The following is a 15,432-nucleotide window of genomic DNA, read 5'->3' as shown; positions in this document are numbered from 1 at the left end:
ACGCGGACCGTCTAGCGTCGTGCCCATGATTGAGCTTGACGGGCTCACGAAGCGCTACGGCAGCACGACGGCGGTGGACCGGCTCACCTGCACGGTCCAGCCCGGTGTTGTCACGGGCTTCCTGGGTCCCAACGGGGCAGGGAAATCCACCACCATGCGGATGATGCTCGGCCTGGACCGGCCGACGGCCGGTGACGTCCGCATCGACGGCAAGCACTACGAGGACCTGCGCTCCCCGCTGCACCACATCGGGGCGCTGCTGGAGGCCAAGTCGGTGCACGGCGGGCGGACGGCCCGCAACCACCTGCGCGTGCTGGCCCAGTCCAACGGCATCCCCGAACGCCGGGTGCCCGAGGTGCTCGACCTCGTGGGGCTGGGCTCGGTCGCGAACAAGCGGCCCAAGGGGTTCTCCCTCGGCATGGGCCAGCGGCTGGGCATCGCCGCCGCACTGCTGGGCGACCCCAAGATCCTCATGTTCGACGAGCCGGTCAACGGCCTCGACCCCGAGGGCATCCGCTGGATCCGCGACCTGATGAGGCACCTGGCCACCGAGGGCAAGACGGTGTTCGTCTCCAGCCACCTGATGAGCGAGATGGCGCTCACCGCCGACCACCTCATCGTCATCGGGCAGGGCAGACTGCTGGCCGACACCTCCATGGCGCAGTTCATTAGGGAGAACTCCCGCAGCTACGTGCGGGTTCGCACCCCCGAGCCGGAGCGCCTGCGCGACGCGCTCGGCGAAGCGGGCGTCACCGTCGCCCCGGGCGGTGACGGCACGCTGGAGGCGGACGACGTGGACGCCGCACGGGTCGGCGAACTGGCCGCGGCACACGGCGTCGTGCTGCACGAGCTGAGCCCGCAGCAGGCGTCCCTGGAAGAAGCGTTCATGCGCCTCACCGCCGGTGCGGTGCAGTACCAGTCCCACAACGCGCCGACCGGCGCCGCCGGGGGCCCCGAGCCGTCCCGGAAGGAGCAGTGACCATGGCCCACGCGACGCGGGTGCTCCGCTCGGAGTGGACGAAGGCCACCACCGTGCGTTCGACGGTGTGGACGCTGGGGCTCGCCCTGCTGATCACCGTCCTCGTCGGCATGGGGCTCAGCCTGCTGTTCAAGAGCACCTACGACGACCTGGCCCCCACCGACCAGGCCACCTTCGACCCGGTGTTCACCAGCTTCGCCGGAATGTCGCTCGGCCAGCTCGCGATGATCGCCTTCGGCGTGCTGCTGGTGTCCAACGAGTACAGCAGCGGCATGATCCGCGCCTCGCTCGCCGCGGTGCCGCAGCGCGGGCTGTTCATGGGCGCCAAACTGCTGGTGGGCACGGTGCTCGTCTTCGTCGTCGGCATGGCCACCAGCTTCCTGTCCTTCTTTCTCGGGCAGGCCGTGCTCGGCGACCTCGCGACGTCGATCGGCGAGCCCAACGTGCTGCGGGCCGTCGTCGGCGGGGGTCTGTACATGACCCTGATCGCGCTGTTCGCGATGGGCATCACCTGGATGCTGCGCAGCGCGATCCTCTCGTTCAGCATCCTGATCCCGCTGTTCTTCATGGTCACGCCCATCCTGGGCGCCATCCCCGCCACGCAGGACGCCGCCCAGTGGCTGCCCGACCAGGCCGGGACGATGATCATGACCGTCGTGGCGCCGGACCGCCCGTACGGCCCGTGGGGCGGCCTGCTGATCATGGTCGCCTGGGTCGTGGCCGCGCTGATCGCCGGCTACGCCACCCTGCGCACCCGCGACGCCTGACCCCGCCCGCCACCCCGCCGCCCCCGGGCCACGCCCGGCCTTCGGGACCCGGCCCCGGAGCCCCCGCCCCCGGCGGGGGCTCCGGGGTTTCTCCGCCCGCGCCCACGCGCACCACGCGTCCGCGAGCGGCGCCCGTGCGGCCCTCAGTAGCGGGGGGCGTCCCGGGAGCGCCGTGTGCGGGGGCTCCGGCGGTCGCGGGCGGCCCAGCACGGCGCGTGCCAGTGCCGCCGGTCGTCCACGTCGCCGTACCGGGGCCACGCCACGACGTGCGGCAGGCCCGGCGGGATCATCTGCTCGCAGCCGGGGCAGCGGTAGTGCTTGGCGGCCGCGCCGCCGCTGAGGCGGCGCACGACCCACTCCTCGCCGCGCCAGTCCTCCGTACTCTCCAGCCCGATGCCGCGCCCGGCATCGAAGGCCGCCGACCTGGCGGCTGCGGACCCGCCACGCGGACGATGACGACGCGGGGACACGAACACCTCACTCAACACGGGACCCGACACCCCTCAGCGTACGCACACCTCGCAGGACGTCCACCGTCACCCGATGGACTGATCATCGCACCGAGGAGTGGCACGGCCGTGCCCTTGGCACATGTCATGCGTTAGACGGCGTCGGGGGGACCCGCGTCGGCCGAACGAGGAGGCGAATGGCGATGCGTGTGGGGACTTTCGTACTGGCCGCCCAGTTCCCGGGGCAGGGGCCGGGCGAGGCACTGCACCGGGCGGTGCGGTCGGCCGAGGCCGCCGAGGAGGCCGGGCTCGACGCCGTGTGGCTGGGCGAGCACCACTTCGTGCCGTACGGCACCTGCCCGTCGGCGATCACGCTGGCGGCGCTGCTGCTGGGGCGGACGCGCCGGATCGGGGTGGGCACGGCGGTCAGCGTGCTGCCGACCACGCACCCGGTGGCGCTGGGCGAGCAGGCCGCGCTGCTGCACCTGACCACCGGCGGCCGGTTCACGCTCGGCGTGGGCCGGGGCGGCCCGTGGGTGGACCTGGAGGTCTTCGGCGCCGGTCTCGCGGCGTTCGAGGAGGGCTTCCCCGAGGCGCTGGACCTGCTGCTGCGCTGGCTGCGCGAGCCGCGCGTGGGCGCGGACGGACCCCGGTACCGGTTCCGCGAGGTGGCCGTCGTGCCGCGCCCCGCCGAGGCGCTCTCGGAGTCGGCCGGCCCGCCGGTGGTCGTCGCCTGCACCTCGGAGGGCTCCGTGCGCCTGGCGGCCCGGCGCGGCCTGCCGATGCTGCTCGGCATGCACTGCGGGGACGAGGAGAAGGCCCGGCTGACGGCGCTGTGGCGGCACGAGGCGCTGGCCGCCGGGCACGACGCGGACACCCTCGCCGAAGGCCACGTCTCGGCGGGCGTCGCGCAGGTCGCCGACACCCGGCGCGAGGCCGCCGAGACGCTGGCGAAGGCGATGCCCGGCTGGCTGCGGCAGGGCCTGGACGCCCACGTCACCGTCGACGGACGGCAGCGCGCCATGCGGGACCCGGCCGCCTACACCGAGCTGCTGTGCTCCCTGCACCCCGTCGGCCCGCCGGAGTTGTGCGCGCGGCGCCTGGCGACGACGGCCGAGCGCACCGGCATCCGGCGCTTCGCGCTGCTCACCGAGGGCTCCGGGGACCTGGCGGCGACCGAGGCGAACGTCCACCGCATCGGCGCCCAGGTGCTGCCGCTCCTCGACACCGAGGAGCGGCAGCGGTGACCCGGGAACGGACGGGCCGTCAGCAGTCCCGCAGCTCCGGCGACTGGTTGAGGAGCTGGGCCCGCACCGAGGTGAAGCGCTCCAGCCGCTCGTCCACCGCCGACTCGACGGGGAACACCGCGACCCGGTGGCAGTTCTGGAAGGCGAGCCGCACCCCGAAGTGCCGCTCCAGCGCGCCCCGGATGGCGTCGCTGGCCAGCGCGCGCAGCAGCTCACCGCGCGCGTGCTCGCTCGGCGGCGGCGTCTGGTTGTCGGCGAAGTCCCCGCCGTCGACCTGGAGTCGGGCGACGAGGGAGCTGACCATCTCCCAGGCGTAGGGAAGGGAGTTCTTGACGCAGTCGACGAAGGCGGCTTCGTCGACCTCGCCTCGCTCGGCCTGTGCCAGAAGGGCCGGTGAGACGTCGAGCGACATGGGGTTCTCCTCTCGCGGCCCCACGCGCGCGGGGCCCTACGGACGAAACAAGAGGCCCCGCCCGTGCCAGGAATTCCGTTCGGCGACGCCCCCCTCACCTACCGTAAGGGCTTGGCGACGGCCCGGCCATAGGGTGGCGCACACAACAGGCCACGCATGAACGGGGAGAAGCAGGGGCGAATCGCTACGGGCGTCCGGGGTCGAGTAGCGTGCCGCCCATGCGTCTCGTCATCGCCCGCTGCTCCGTGGACTACGCCGGCCGGCTCACCGCCCACCTGCCCATGGCACCCCGGCTGATCCTGGTGAAAGCCGACGGATCGGTGTCCATCCACGCCGACGACCGGGCCTACAAACCCCTCAACTGGATGTCGCCCCCGTGCACGCTCAAGGAGGCCGACGACGGGGTGTGGACGGTGGTCAACAAGGCGGGCGAGAAACTGATCATCACGATGGCAGAAATACTGCACGACTCCAGCCACGAACTGGGTACGGACCCGGGGCTGATCAAGGACGGCGTCGAGGCGCACCTCCAGGAGCTGCTGGCCGACCGCATGGAGACGCTGGGCGCGGGCTGGACGCTGGTCCGGCGCGAGTACCCCACGGCGATCGGGCCCGTGGACATCCTGGGCCGGGACGCGAACGGCGCGAGCGTGGCTGTCGGGGCTGTCGGGGCCGTCGGGGCCGGGCACGGAGAGGCCGACGAGGCCGGTCCCGCGGAGCCCGCCGCGGAGCCGGAGCGGCCCCGGCACTGGGCGGTGGAGATCAAGCGGCGCGCCACGATCGACGCCGTGGAGCAGCTCAGCCGCTACGTGGAACTGCTGAACCGCGACCCCCTGCTGGCCCCCGTGGGCGGCTGCCTCGCGGCGCAGAGCATCGCGCCCCAGGCCCGGACCCTCGCCGAAGACCGCGGCTTCCGCTGCGTCGTCGTCGACTACGACGAGCTGCGCGGCATCCCCGACGACAAGCTCAAGCTGTTCTGAAGGCGGGGCCCCCGGGGTAGGCGACGCGCGACGGGCCGCCCGCGGACCGCTGACGCCCGCGGGGCGCCGCCGTCCCGCCCGCTGGCCCACCGGGCCGGGGCGGGGCGGGTGCGGCGTCAGAGGAGCAGCGGGGCGGTGCCGGTCGGCGAGGCGGATGTGCCGTTGCTCCGGGAGGAGGAGGGCGCCGGGCCCGTCGCGGACGGCGAGCCGGTGGAGCCGCCGTCCGCACCGGAGTTGTCGCCGCCCTCGTCCGCGCCGCCGTCCGTGCCGCCGCCCTCGGACCCGCCGGTGGTCTCACCGCCTTCGGAGCCGCCGTCGGTGTCACCGCCCCCGGTGTTGGAACCACCCTGATCGGCGCCGGAGCTGCCGCCGCCTTCCGAGCCGCCCTGCCATCCGCCCTGGGCATCGCCGCCGCCGTCAGCGCCGTCGTCACCGCCACCGTCGTCGCCGCCCCCGTTGTCGCCCCCGCCGTCGGTGCCGCCCGCGTCCCCCGTGCCGCCGTCGGTGCCGGGGCCGCCGGTGGTGTCGTCGGGGCTGTCGCTGGGGCTCGGGTCGTTCGGCTCGCCGTCGTCGGTGGGGGACGGGTCGCCCGAGGACTCCTCGGGGGAGGCGGAACCGGAGGGCGTGCCGGCGGACTCCTCGGGGCTCTCCGGGGAGCCGGAGGGGCCCGGCCTGCCCGTGTCGTCGCCCTCCTCGTCGGAGGGGGACGGCGCGACCTCCTCGAAGCTGTCGTCCGTCTCCGGCTGGGTGGAGGAACGATCCGGCTGCACACGGTCACGGTCCTCCCCGCCGGAGGAGACGCTGCTGAGCGTCACCACCGTGCCGAGCAGGACGGCCAGCAGGGCGCCGGCGGCGGCGGCCACCAGGTTGCGGCGGGTCCCGGTGAGCAGGGGGCGGCGGTCCGTGCCGCCGGGGACGACCGGGCCGGGTCCGGGGAGGGGCGCGGTGTCCTGCGCCACGGCGCCCGGGGCGACCACGGGCTGGACGGTCGTCGCGGCCTCGGCGGCGGCGAGCTCCTCGTCGTCCAGGTCGGGCGCGAGCGGTTCCCCGGCGGCGTCGGCGACCAGGGCCAGGGCCCGGCGTCCGGCGAACTGGCCGCGCCGGTCGGCCAGTCGGCCGCGCAGCTCCATCGCCCGCTCCAGCTCGGCGCGGGCGTGCCCCAGGTCGCCCTCGCACAGCGCGTGGACCCCCAGCTCGTGGTGGAAGTAGGCCTCTTCGGCCACCTCCCCGGCCTGTTCGGCGGCCTGCCACCCCTCGGTCAGCACCCGCTCCCAGGCCGCCCAGCGCCCGGCGGCGGCGAAGACCGGCGCCGCGGTGCGGGCGAGCAGCACGGCCGCGCTGGTGGCCCCCGCGGCCCGGGCGGCGGTGACGGCGGCGAGCACGGCCTCGGACTCGGCGGCCACCCGCTTCGGCGTGACGGACGGGTGCCCGCCCCACCAGGCGTAGTGCTGGGCGGCGGTGCGCACGAGCGCCTCGGCGCCCTCGCCGTACCCCGCGTCCGCGAGCTGTTCGGTGACCCCGGCGGCCAGGCGGTAGTGGGGTCCGGCGGACGTGGCGAGCCCGGCGGAGGTCAGCTCGGCCAGCGCGGCGTCGGCGCGCTGGTCGTCCAGGAGCGCGGGCAGGTGCGCGGCCTGCGGCACCTCGCCGCCGAGCGCGACGGCGAACCGCAGCACCCGGCGGCCCGCCGCGGACAGCGTCTCGGCGAGCCGGACAGCGCTGACGGAGGCCACGGTCAGCGGCGGAAGCGTGCTCGGCCCCGTGCCGCCGTCACCGTCGGTGTCACCGTCACCGTCACCGTCGGTGTCGGCGGCTTCGGCCCCGGTGACGGCTTCGGCCCCGGCGCCGGGCTCGCTCCCGGCCCCGCCGTCGGGCTCGGCACCGTCGGACGCGCCGTCGGCGGCCGATGCCGCGTCGCGGTGCCGCAGCAGCGCGCCGGCCTGCACGAAGCGCAGCGGAAGCCCTTCGGACTCGAACCACAGGTCGCCCGCCCAGTCGGCCTCCTGCTCGCTCGGCGCGCGGCCACCGGCGCGTTCCAGCAGCTCCACGCACGCGGTCCGGCTGATGCCGGGCAGGGCGACCTCCTCCAGCTCCGCGTGGGCGGGCGGGGCGGGGGCCTGCGGCGTGGCGGTGAGCAGGAGCGCGCACTCGGGCGTGGCCGTCAGCAGCTCGTCCAGCGCGGCCCCGCCGAACTCCAGGTCGTCGACGAGGACGACCGCGCCGACGCCCGCGAGCGCGTCGAGCAGCTCGGCGCGCCCGGGGCGGTAGCGGGACGTCTCGAAGACGGTGGCGTACAGCTCCCAGAGCAGCTCCTCGACGCCGCGCCGGTAACCGCTGAGCCGGACCACGCCGTCCGGGGCGAGGCCGGCGCAGTCCTCCTCGACGGCGTCGAGCAGCGCGGTGCGGCCCGCGCCGGAGGGGCCGGTGAGCCGCACGGAGCGGCCGCGGGCCAGCAGCCGGGTCAGCCGCCGGCGCTCCTCCGCGCGCTCCAGCAGCGGCAGGTCCAGGGCCGCGTCGCCGACGGGCTGCGGCGGCGTCTCGGCGCGCCGCCGCTCGGCCCGGGCCGCCGCGGTGCGGCGCTCGGGCGAGGCGGGGCGGCGGTCGGGCGGGCAGGGCTCGATCTCGCTGCCGTCGACGGGGTTGACGGTCAGCAGGTACTCCCCCGCGACCACCTGGACGGTGCGGGCCAGCGCGCCACTGTCGTGGCTCTCGCGGCCGCCGCCGTCGTCAGGACCGCGGTGCGTCGGGTGCATGGGTGAAGCCCCCCATTGGCGGTGCGTTCGGTACTCCCTGGGCCCTTCCCGGCAGTGAAGGGAACCTTAGACGCCGGTCGGGGTGCGGCGAAGGCCGCTCGGGGCGCGGGGGCGTAATCGTCATGGCTTTGTGAGCGTCTCGCCCTCGATCGCCAGGATGCGGTGCAGCCGGGTGGCCACCAGGAGGCGCTGCATCTGCGGGGGCACGTCCCGCAGGACCAGGCGCCGGCCGCAGCGGCCGGCGCGCCGGTGCGCGCCCATGATGACGCCGAGGCCGGTGGCGTCCCAGGAGTCCAGGTGGGCCAGGCTCAGCACGAGGTCGCCGTCCCCGCCGTCCAGGGCGGTGTGCAGGGCTGTGCGGGCGTCCGCCGCGTTGCGCACGTCGAGGCGGCCCCCGACGGTCAGCTCGGCGTGGTCGCCCTTGATGTGCATAACGCGCTCCCGGTGCCCTGCGTGTCTGTGACGTGCCCTGCGTGTCCGACGTGCGGGTGGGCCGCCGCTGACACCGCCGCACCCGCGTATCCGAATGTCTCACCCCACCTGACCCTCGGGTGGGCAGTGAAGTAGCTGACCGTACCCGAACCGACACGGAATCCACCCGACCGGGTGAGGCCGGGCGCTCTCCGCGCCGATCCGCGCGCGGCCCGGGCCGCCGCCGGTGCCGGCGGCCGGTGCCGCTGTGCCGTGCTCGCGCCGCCGTGTGCGGCGCGCCTCGCGTGGGTGCCCGGCGCCCGCGGCGCACGCCGCGGACACCCCGGCGGCGGGCCGCCGCCGCGTCGCCGGGTCGGGCCCGCCCCACCGTGCCGTCCACCTCGGCGCGGCGGTCGCGGCCGGGGGTGGCGGACGGGCGGGGCCCGGTGCCGTGGTGGGCGTCTACCCGCTCAGTAGCGGTAGAAGCCCTCGCCGCTCTTGCGGCCGAGGTCGCCCGCGTCGACCATGCGCCGCATCCGCTCCGGCGCGGCGAACTTCTCGTCCTGCGACTCGGTGTAGATGTTGTTCGCCGCGTTGAGCAGGATGTCGATGCCGGTGAGGTCGGCGGTGGCCAGCGGGCCCATCGCGTGGCCGAAGCCGAGCTTGCAGGCGGTGTCGATGTCCTCGGCCGTCGCGACGCCGGACTCCTCCAGCCGGGCCGCCTCCACCACCAGCGCGGTGATCAGCCGGGTGGTGACGAACCCGGCGACGTCGCGGTTGACGACGACGCAGGTCTTGCCCACGCCCTCGGCGAACTCCCGGGCGGTGGCGAGCGTCGCGTCGCTGGTCTTCAGGCCGCGCACCAGCTCGCACAGCTTCATCATGGGCACCGGCGAGAAGAAGTGGGTGCCCACCACGCGCTCGGGGCGCTCGGTGGCGGCGGCGATCTTGGTGATCGGGATGGCGGAGGTGTTGGACGCGAGCACCGCCTCGTCCTTCACCAGCTTGTCCAGGGTGCGGAAGATCTCCTGCTTGACGTCGAGCTTCTCGAAGACGGCCTCGACCACGAGGTCGGAGTCGGCGGCGGCGTCCAGGTCGGTCGTGGTGGTGATGCGGGCGAGCGCGGCCTCGGCGTCCTCGGCGGCCAGCTTGCCCTTCTCCACGAACTTCGCGTACGACTTCTCGATGCCGCCGCGGCCCCGGGCCAGCGCCTCGTCGGTGACGTCCCGGAGCACCACGTCCCAGCCGGCCTGGGCGGAGACCTGGGCGATGCCGGACCCCATCAGTCCGGCTCCGACGACGGTGAGCTTCCTGGCGGCATTCAACGTGCTGATCCCCTCATACCGATCACCGATGTGTGCTCTGCTCTCAGGGCGGACCTTAGCGTCCACGGCCGACCCGTGGGTGGCGAAGAGATGCGCGTCACGTCTCATCAGATGGACATCACATCGGATCGTTATCCGGCCGACGCCGGGGCCGAGTTGGCCCGTGCCACCCCGGGCGGGCGCGGCCGGGACCGGCGGGCGCGGGGCGGGCTACGCTCGCCCCATGGTCAACCTGACGCGCATCTACACCCGCACCGGTGACGACGGCACGACGGCGCTGGGCGACATGAGCCGCACCCCGAAGACGGACACCCGCATCGCCGCGTATGCCGACGCGAACGAGGCGAACGCGGCCATCGGCGTCGCCGTCGCGCTCGGCGGCCTGCCCGACGAGGTGGTCGCCGTCCTCACCCGCGTGCAGAACGACCTCTTCGACGTGGGCGCCGACCTGTCCACGCCCGTCGTCGAGCACCCGAAGTTCCCGCCGCTGCGCGTCGAGCAGGTCTACGTCGACCGGCTGGAGGCCGACTGCGACCGCTTCCTGGCCGAGCTGGAGAAGCTGCGCAGCTTCATCCTGCCCGGCGGCACGCCGGGTGCCGCGCTGCTGCACCAGGCGTGCACGGTAGTGCGCCGCGCCGAGCGGTCCACCTGGGCCGCGCTCGGCGAGCACGGGGACACGATGAACCCGCTGACCGCGACCTACCTCAACCGCCTGTCCGACCTGCTGTTCATCCTCGCCCGCTCGGCGAACAAGGAGCGGGGCGACGTGCTGTGGGTGCCGGGCGAGAACCGCTGAGCGCCGCCGCGGACCCCGGCGCACGGCCCGCCCGGCCGCCGCGCGGCGCGGACCCCGCGCGAGCGGGCGCGGCTACGCGGGGTGCGCGGCGCGGGCGGCGCGGCGGCGGCGCACCAGGTGGGCGGCGAGGGCGGCCAGCGCCAGGGCGAAGACGGCCAGCAGGAGCCACGGCACCAGCAGGAACGGCGCGGACCCGGTGGCGTGCACACCGGTGCGCGGGTCGGTGACCTCGACGCGCACGTCGCCCCGGTCCAGGACGGGCGGCCCCGCCCACTCCTCGCTCAGCGCGACGCGCTCCCCCGGCAGCAGCTCGGCCGGGGCCCGCCGCGTCCCGTGCGCCACCGGGGCGTCGCCGAACAGGCCGTCGGCGGTGAGCGCCACGCGGGGGCTGAGCGTCACGTTGCCGTCGTTGACGAGGGTGTACTCGATGGTGGCGGGCCGCTCGCCGATGCCGGGCACCAGCGGCGCGTCGTAGACCCAGCGCACGTCCTCGACCCGGAGGGAGGGCGCGCGCTCGCCGGTGACCTCCAGGTACACCCGGGCGCCGACCGCCTGCCGCACTCCCATGCCCACCCGGCCCCGCGCCTCCAGCACCCGCTGGTCGAGGGCGACGACGGCGCCGGGGTGGTCGCCGGGTTCGGCGTTGCGCGGGATCGTCAGGGTGAACGGGACGGTGACCCGCTCGCCCGCCGGGACGGTCACCTCCTCGCGGTCGAGCCGCAGCCACGCGCCGACGGCCCGCTGCTCCTCGTCGGCGGCGCGCACGGCGAACCCGCCGTCGCGCGGGGTGTTGTAGGCGTCGGCGCCGTGGAGCGCGAAGGTGCGCTCGGTGTCGGCGAGGTTGGCGATGGTGACCCGGTCGCGCACGGTGGTGCCGGCCTCGGCGGTGTGCTCGAAGTGCGCCCGGGCGGGGGCGTCCTCCCCGGTGGCGGGGAAGACGGACCACTGCCCGTTGTCGGCGGCGTGCGCGACGGGCGGCGCCAGGAGCCCGGTGGCCGCGCACACGGCGGCCAGGAAGGCCAGGAGGGCCAGGAGGAGGGCGGCGCCGGGCCGGCGGCGCACGGCGGCGTCGCCGCGCGGGCTGGTGCTGGTGCTGCTGCTGCTGCTGCGCATGGGTGGCACCCCCGGGGGCGTGGGACGGTGGGCCGGCCGCCGCCGCGGTCGGCCCACCGGTCGGGGAGGAACCTGAGCCGTCGGGTCAGGTGAGGGTCAGCGTCAGGACACTGGAGTAGGCGCCGGGCGCGGCCAGCTCGGGCACCGCCAGGGAGAGGCCGGCGTCGACGGCGAACTCGCCCCCGGTGACCGCGCCGTCGGGCGCGCTCGCCAGCGTCGCGCCCTCGGTGCCGACGACGCCGGGCGAGCCCGCGACGCACGCGCTCCGGGAGCCCTCGGCGGCCACGCACCGCGGCGACCAGCTCAGGTTCTCGGCCTCGATGGTGCCGCCCTCGCCGGTGAAGTCGGTGACCTTGCCGGTGAGCGACCACCCGGCCGAACCGCCGCGGAAGTCCTCCACGGTGACGGTGTGCAGGTCGCCGGTGGAGGTGCCGCCCGCGCCGTAGTCGACGGGGGTCATCCGCACGCTGTCACCGGCCTGCGACATCGACAGCAGGCCGCCGTGCACCGAGGTGTGCAGCTCCTGGCTGCCCGTCGCGCCCGGCTCACCGGGCTCCTCCGGCTCCTCGGGCTCCTCGGGCTCCTCCGGTTCCTCGGCGGGCTCGGTGATCTCGAAGGTGTGCAGCACCGTGTCCTGGTCCGCGGGGGCGAGCACGCACGGCGCCTCGAACGTGCCCAGGCCGGTCTCCCCGCCGTCGACCGTGCGCGGCGTCATGGTCAGCAGCAGGCCGGTGACGTGGATCGTCGCCGTCCCGGGCTCGACGAAGGTCAGCGACGGCGCCTCGCCTGAGGCGTACACCTCGAAGGCCGACGGCGGGCTGGGGACCGGCGTGCGCTCCACCACGTTGTCCACCACGACGTCCAGCGGACCGGCCGGCGTCTCCACGGTGACGGAGGCCGCGGCCACGCCCTCGACGGTCGCGCCGCCGACCAGGCCCATGCCCTGGGCGGCCTTCTGGCTCACCTGGGTGACCGCCTCGATGGCGAACGCCTCCGTGGGCTGCCCGGCCTCGATCTCGGCGGGCATCTCGGAGGTGATGGCGACGTTGATCGGGTCGTCGCCGATCAGCGGGAAGGTGCAGCTGTAGGTCTGCGTCAGGGACACCGGTTCGGCCGTCGCCGGGGCCGCGGCCGCGAAGCCGAGCAGCCCTGCCGTCATCCCCACCGCGGACACCGCGCCCAGCGCGGCCTTCGCTCTGGACATCCGTGCGTGTGCTCCCATGGAATACCTCTCCGAATTCCTGGTCAGGCCCGTGAGCGAACGGCGCGCGGCGCCCTGGGAAAACGCGTCACCGCAGCCCGGAGCGATCCCGGGCGGCCGATTTTCCGGCGGCTTTCACGTGATTTCCTGGACGCGCCGGGCCGCACGCACTCGGCACCTGAGATCGATACGGGTGGTTGGTGGATCGGTAAATTACGGACGAGTAGCCAACGCGGTCAAGGCCGTTGACCTGAGCGGTTGCGGGAGTGGCGAAAAGGCCCGGTGGGTGCGCACGAGCTGAGTACCCGCCGCCCGCTCTTCATCGCCCAGTGAGTGACATATCCGAGAAAGGCGTCGCCGCATTCGACCGTCCGCGCTTTCCCCGGGTTTCACCGCGGCCCACCGGTATACGGCAAGAAAACACCCGGAGTCCCGCGCCGACGGACCCGGCTCCCCGCGTCCCGCCCGGCGCGGACGGCGACCCGCGGGACGGGCCGCGCCGGGCCGCGCACGCCGCCGCCCCACCCGCCCGGCGCCGACCGCACGCCGCGCGGGCCCGGTGCCCCGGGCACCGGGGCCGACCGTCACCGCGCGGCCCCGCTCACCCCGCGAGGGCGCCCCGCGCGGCGGGTCGGCGTGTGCACGTGACGGTCCCGCTCGCCCCGGCGGCGTGGGACGCGCGTCCCCGGCGCGGACGGCGACGCCCGCGAGCGTGCGGAGCCCGCGCCCCGCCGCGCTCGGGTCCGGCCCGCCCGTCAGGGGGCGCCCGTCCTCCGCCCAGCGTGGACGGCCGTCACCGGGGCGCCCGGAGTCCCGCGAGTCCCGGCGCGGTGCCGCCCCAGCCGTCGGGGCGGGAGGGCGTGCCGCGCGGCGGATGCGCGGCGGCGGCGCGACGAGGGGCCGGGCCCGGGGGCGGGGGGCCCGCGCGGTGCCGGTCCCGGCGCCCGGGGCCGGGGTGGTGTCAGTGGGCGATGCCGTCGATGAGCTGGCGCGCGCCCTGGCGCAGCAGCGCGACGGCGACCGAGGTCCCCAGGGTGGCCGGGTCGAGCGGCCCGGCCCACTCGTGCGCGTTGAGCATCGTCTTGCCGTCGGGCGTGAAGACGCAGGCGCGCAGGGACAGGTCGCCCCTGGCGGCCTTGGCGTACCCGGCGATCGGGCTGTTGCAGTGGCCCTGGAGCACGTGCAGGAACATGCGCTCGGCGGCCGCCTCGCGGTGCGTGTCGGGGTGTCCGAGGCCGCTGACGGCGTCGATGAGGTCGGCGTCGTCCTCCCGGCACTGGAGGGCGAGGATGCCCGCGCCGATGGGCGGGCACATGTCCTCCACGGAGAGCACCTCGGTGATCACGTCCGTGCGGCCGATGCGCTCCAGGCCCGAGACGGCCAGCAGCAGCGCGTCGGCCTCCCCGGCGCGCATCTTCTCCATGCGGCGGCCCGCGTTGCCGCGCATCGGCACGCACTCCAGGTGCGGGTGTGCGGCGGCGAGCTGCGCGATCCGGCGCACGGAGGAGGTGCCGACGCGGGTGCCGGGCGGCAGCTCCGCCAGCGTCAGCCCGCCGGGGTGGATCAACGCGTCGCGCACGTCGTCGCGTTCGAGGAAGGCGGCGAACGTGGTGCCGGCGGGCAGGGGCCGGTCGGCCGGGATGTCCTTGACGCAGTGCACCGCGAGGTCGGCCTTCCCGGCCAGCAGGGCGGCGTCGACCTCCTTGGTGAACGCGCCCTTGCCACCGAGCGCTGCCAGGTCCCCCATCCAGCGGTCCCCGGCCGTGGTGACGGGCACCACCTCGGTGCGCACCCCCGGATGGAGCGCGGCCAACTCCGCGCGGACGCGCTCGACTTGCGCGAGCGCCATGGGCGAGGAGCGGGAGACGATGCGGATCAGCTCGGGCGCGGGCATGCCGGAAACGATAGCCCGTCGGCCGGTTCGGGCGCTTCGGGACCCGTAGGGTGGGCGCGGCCCGAACCGCTGTGGGAGGAGCATCCGTGGAGCAGACGCAGACCGTGCCCGGCATCCCGCCGAGCGGACGGCGGGTGCTGGTCACCGGAGCGGCGCGGGGGCTGGGGCGCGCGGTGGCGCACGCCTTCGCGGCGCACGGCGACCGGGTGGCCGTGCACTACGGCACCCGCCGCCGGGACGCGGAGGCCACCGCGGCGGCGCTGCCCGGCTCCGGACACGCGGTGCTCGGCGCGGACCTGGCCGAGCCGGAGCACGCCGTCGGCCTGGTCGACGCGGCGGCCGAGGCGCTGGGCGGCGTGGACGTGCTGGTCAACAACGCCGCCGTCAACACCGCGCATCCCCCGGCCGACACCCCGTTCGCGCAGTGGGACGCGGCCTGGCGGCAGCACGTGGCCGTCAACCTCATCGCCCCGGCCCACCTCTCCCACGCCGCCGCCCGCCGGATGATCGACCAGGGCGGCGGCGGACGCATCGTCAACGTCGGATCGCGCGGCGCCTTCCGGGGCGAGCCGGACCACCCCGCCTACGGGGCGACCAAGGCGGGCCTGCACGCGCTCGGCCAGTCCCTCGCGGTGGCCCTGGCCCCGCACGGGATCGCGGTGGCCTCGGTGGCGCCGGGCTTCGTCGACACCGAGCGCGTCGCCCACCGGCTGACCGACGCCGTGCGCGCCCAGAGCCCGTTCGGCCGCGTCGCCACCCCCGAGGAGGTGGCGGCCGCCGTGCTGTGGCTGGCGTCGCCGCAGGCCCAGTGGAGCTCGGGCACCGTGCTGGACGTCAACGGGGCGTCGTACCTGCGCACCTGACCGGCGCCGCGCTCGGCCGCCGGGCGTCCCACGGCGCGGTGCGGGCCCGCCTCCGTGCGCCGGGCTCCCGGCGCTGGGGGAACGGGCGAAGCCCGGCTGCCCCGCCTGCCCAGGGCCCGCCGCGAGCGCCACCGCCACGGCCCGCACCGCGGCGCGGGCCGACCTCCGCACCGGAGCTCCGGCCGCGCGGGAAGCCACCCGGCGCGGGCACCGGGCCACCGCGTCATCGGGCCACCGCGCCCCCG

14 protein-coding genes are annotated in these 15,432 nt (G+C 75.7%); 6 read left to right on the top strand and 8 right to left on the bottom strand.

Translation table 11 applies throughout. The features are described 5' to 3' along the window. The first annotated feature begins 25 nt into the window (after window positions 1-25). Both OSB71_RS00310 and OSB71_RS00305 read left to right on the top strand, forming a co-directional pair. The gene (locus OSB71_RS00310) at window positions 26-979 is read left to right on the top strand and encodes an ABC transporter ATP-binding protein (protein WP_265942824.1); all 954 of its coding nucleotides are present in this window, start codon (window positions 26-28) and stop codon (window positions 977-979) included. Between the two features lie 2 nt (window positions 980-981). Then, on the top strand, window positions 982-1,746 hold the full coding sequence (locus OSB71_RS00305) for an ABC-2 transporter permease family protein (protein WP_265942822.1): 765 nt from the start codon (window positions 982-984) through the stop codon (window positions 1,744-1,746). Window positions 1,747-1,889: 143 nt separating this feature from the next. On the opposite strand, the gene OSB71_RS24710 is transcribed toward OSB71_RS00305, so the two are convergent. Beyond that, complete coding sequence (locus tag OSB71_RS24710; protein ID WP_265943325.1) at window positions 1,890-2,216, bottom strand: Rv1322 family protein; 327 nt, start codon at window positions 2,214-2,216, stop codon at window positions 1,890-1,892. A 182-nt stretch (window positions 2,217-2,398) separates the two neighbouring features. On the opposite strand from OSB71_RS24710, the gene OSB71_RS00295 reads away from it, so the two are divergent. After that, window positions 2,399-3,442 carry an LLM class flavin-dependent oxidoreductase gene (locus tag OSB71_RS00295; protein WP_265942820.1) on the top strand — a complete coding sequence of 348 codons (1,044 nt, stop codon included), beginning with the start codon at window positions 2,399-2,401 and terminating at the stop codon, window positions 3,440-3,442. Window positions 3,443-3,461: 19 nt separating this feature from the next. Here the strand turns inward: OSB71_RS00295 and OSB71_RS00290 are convergent, their stop codons facing one another. Further along, window positions 3,462-3,854 (bottom strand): SCO5389 family protein, encoded by a 393-nt coding sequence (locus OSB71_RS00290; RefSeq protein WP_265942818.1) that lies wholly within the window; start codon window positions 3,852-3,854, stop codon window positions 3,462-3,464. Window positions 3,855-4,072: 218 nt separating this feature from the next. Between OSB71_RS00290 and nucS the strand changes: the two genes are divergently transcribed. Next, window positions 4,073-4,834, top strand: a complete 762-nt coding sequence (gene nucS / locus OSB71_RS00285; protein WP_265942816.1) for an endonuclease NucS — start codon at window positions 4,073-4,075, stop codon at window positions 4,832-4,834. A gap of 116 nt (window positions 4,835-4,950) precedes the next feature. On the opposite strand, the gene OSB71_RS00280 is transcribed toward nucS, so the two are convergent. The 3 genes from OSB71_RS00280 to OSB71_RS00270 form a co-directional block, all read right to left on the bottom strand. Then, window positions 4,951-7,584, bottom strand: a complete 2,634-nt coding sequence (locus tag OSB71_RS00280) for a proline dehydrogenase family protein (RefSeq protein ID WP_265942814.1) — start codon at window positions 7,582-7,584, stop codon at window positions 4,951-4,953. 120 nt (window positions 7,585-7,704) lie between these two features. Continuing rightward, entirely contained in the window at window positions 7,705-8,016 is a 312-nt protein-coding gene (locus tag OSB71_RS00275) for an STAS domain-containing protein (RefSeq protein ID WP_265942812.1), read from the bottom strand. 449 nt (window positions 8,017-8,465) lie between these two features. Continuing rightward, window positions 8,466-9,320, bottom strand: coding sequence for a 3-hydroxyacyl-CoA dehydrogenase family protein (locus tag OSB71_RS00270; protein WP_265942810.1), 855 nt, complete (start codon window positions 9,318-9,320; stop codon window positions 8,466-8,468). A 223-nt stretch (window positions 9,321-9,543) separates the two neighbouring features. Between OSB71_RS00270 and OSB71_RS00265 the strand changes: the two genes are divergently transcribed. Next, window positions 9,544-10,116, top strand: coding sequence for a cob(I)yrinic acid a,c-diamide adenosyltransferase (locus tag OSB71_RS00265; RefSeq protein ID WP_265942808.1), 573 nt, complete (start codon window positions 9,544-9,546; stop codon window positions 10,114-10,116). A gap of 72 nt (window positions 10,117-10,188) precedes the next feature. Here the strand turns inward: OSB71_RS00265 and OSB71_RS00260 are convergent, their stop codons facing one another. The 3 genes from OSB71_RS00260 to hemC all read right to left on the bottom strand — a co-directional run bounded on the left by OSB71_RS00260 (window position 10,189) and on the right by hemC (window position 14,324). Beyond that, on the bottom strand, window positions 10,189-11,229 hold the full coding sequence (locus OSB71_RS00260; protein WP_265942806.1) for a COG1470 family protein: 1,041 nt from the start codon (window positions 11,227-11,229) through the stop codon (window positions 10,189-10,191). Between the two features lie 85 nt (window positions 11,230-11,314). Continuing rightward, window positions 11,315-12,433 (bottom strand): DUF6801 domain-containing protein, encoded by a 1,119-nt coding sequence (locus tag OSB71_RS00255; RefSeq protein WP_265942802.1) that lies wholly within the window; start codon window positions 12,431-12,433, stop codon window positions 11,315-11,317. 958 nt (window positions 12,434-13,391) lie between these two features. Then, the gene (hemC, locus tag OSB71_RS00250; RefSeq protein WP_265942800.1) at window positions 13,392-14,324 is read right to left on the bottom strand and encodes a hydroxymethylbilane synthase; all 933 of its coding nucleotides are present in this window, start codon (window positions 14,322-14,324) and stop codon (window positions 13,392-13,394) included. Between the two features lie 86 nt (window positions 14,325-14,410). Between hemC and OSB71_RS00245 the strand changes: the two genes are divergently transcribed. Then, window positions 14,411-15,187, top strand: a complete 777-nt coding sequence (locus OSB71_RS00245; protein WP_265942798.1) for an SDR family NAD(P)-dependent oxidoreductase — start codon at window positions 14,411-14,413, stop codon at window positions 15,185-15,187. Window positions 15,188-15,432: the final 245 nt, after the last annotated feature.

The sequence above is a fragment of the Streptomyces marinisediminis genome, from assembly GCF_026262575.1.
Classification (GTDB): domain Bacteria; phylum Actinomycetota; class Actinomycetes; order Streptomycetales; family Streptomycetaceae; genus Streptomyces; species Streptomyces marinisediminis.
The sequence above is the reverse complement of the archived record's forward strand: the minus strand, read 5'-3'. Positions and strand labels throughout refer to the sequence as shown.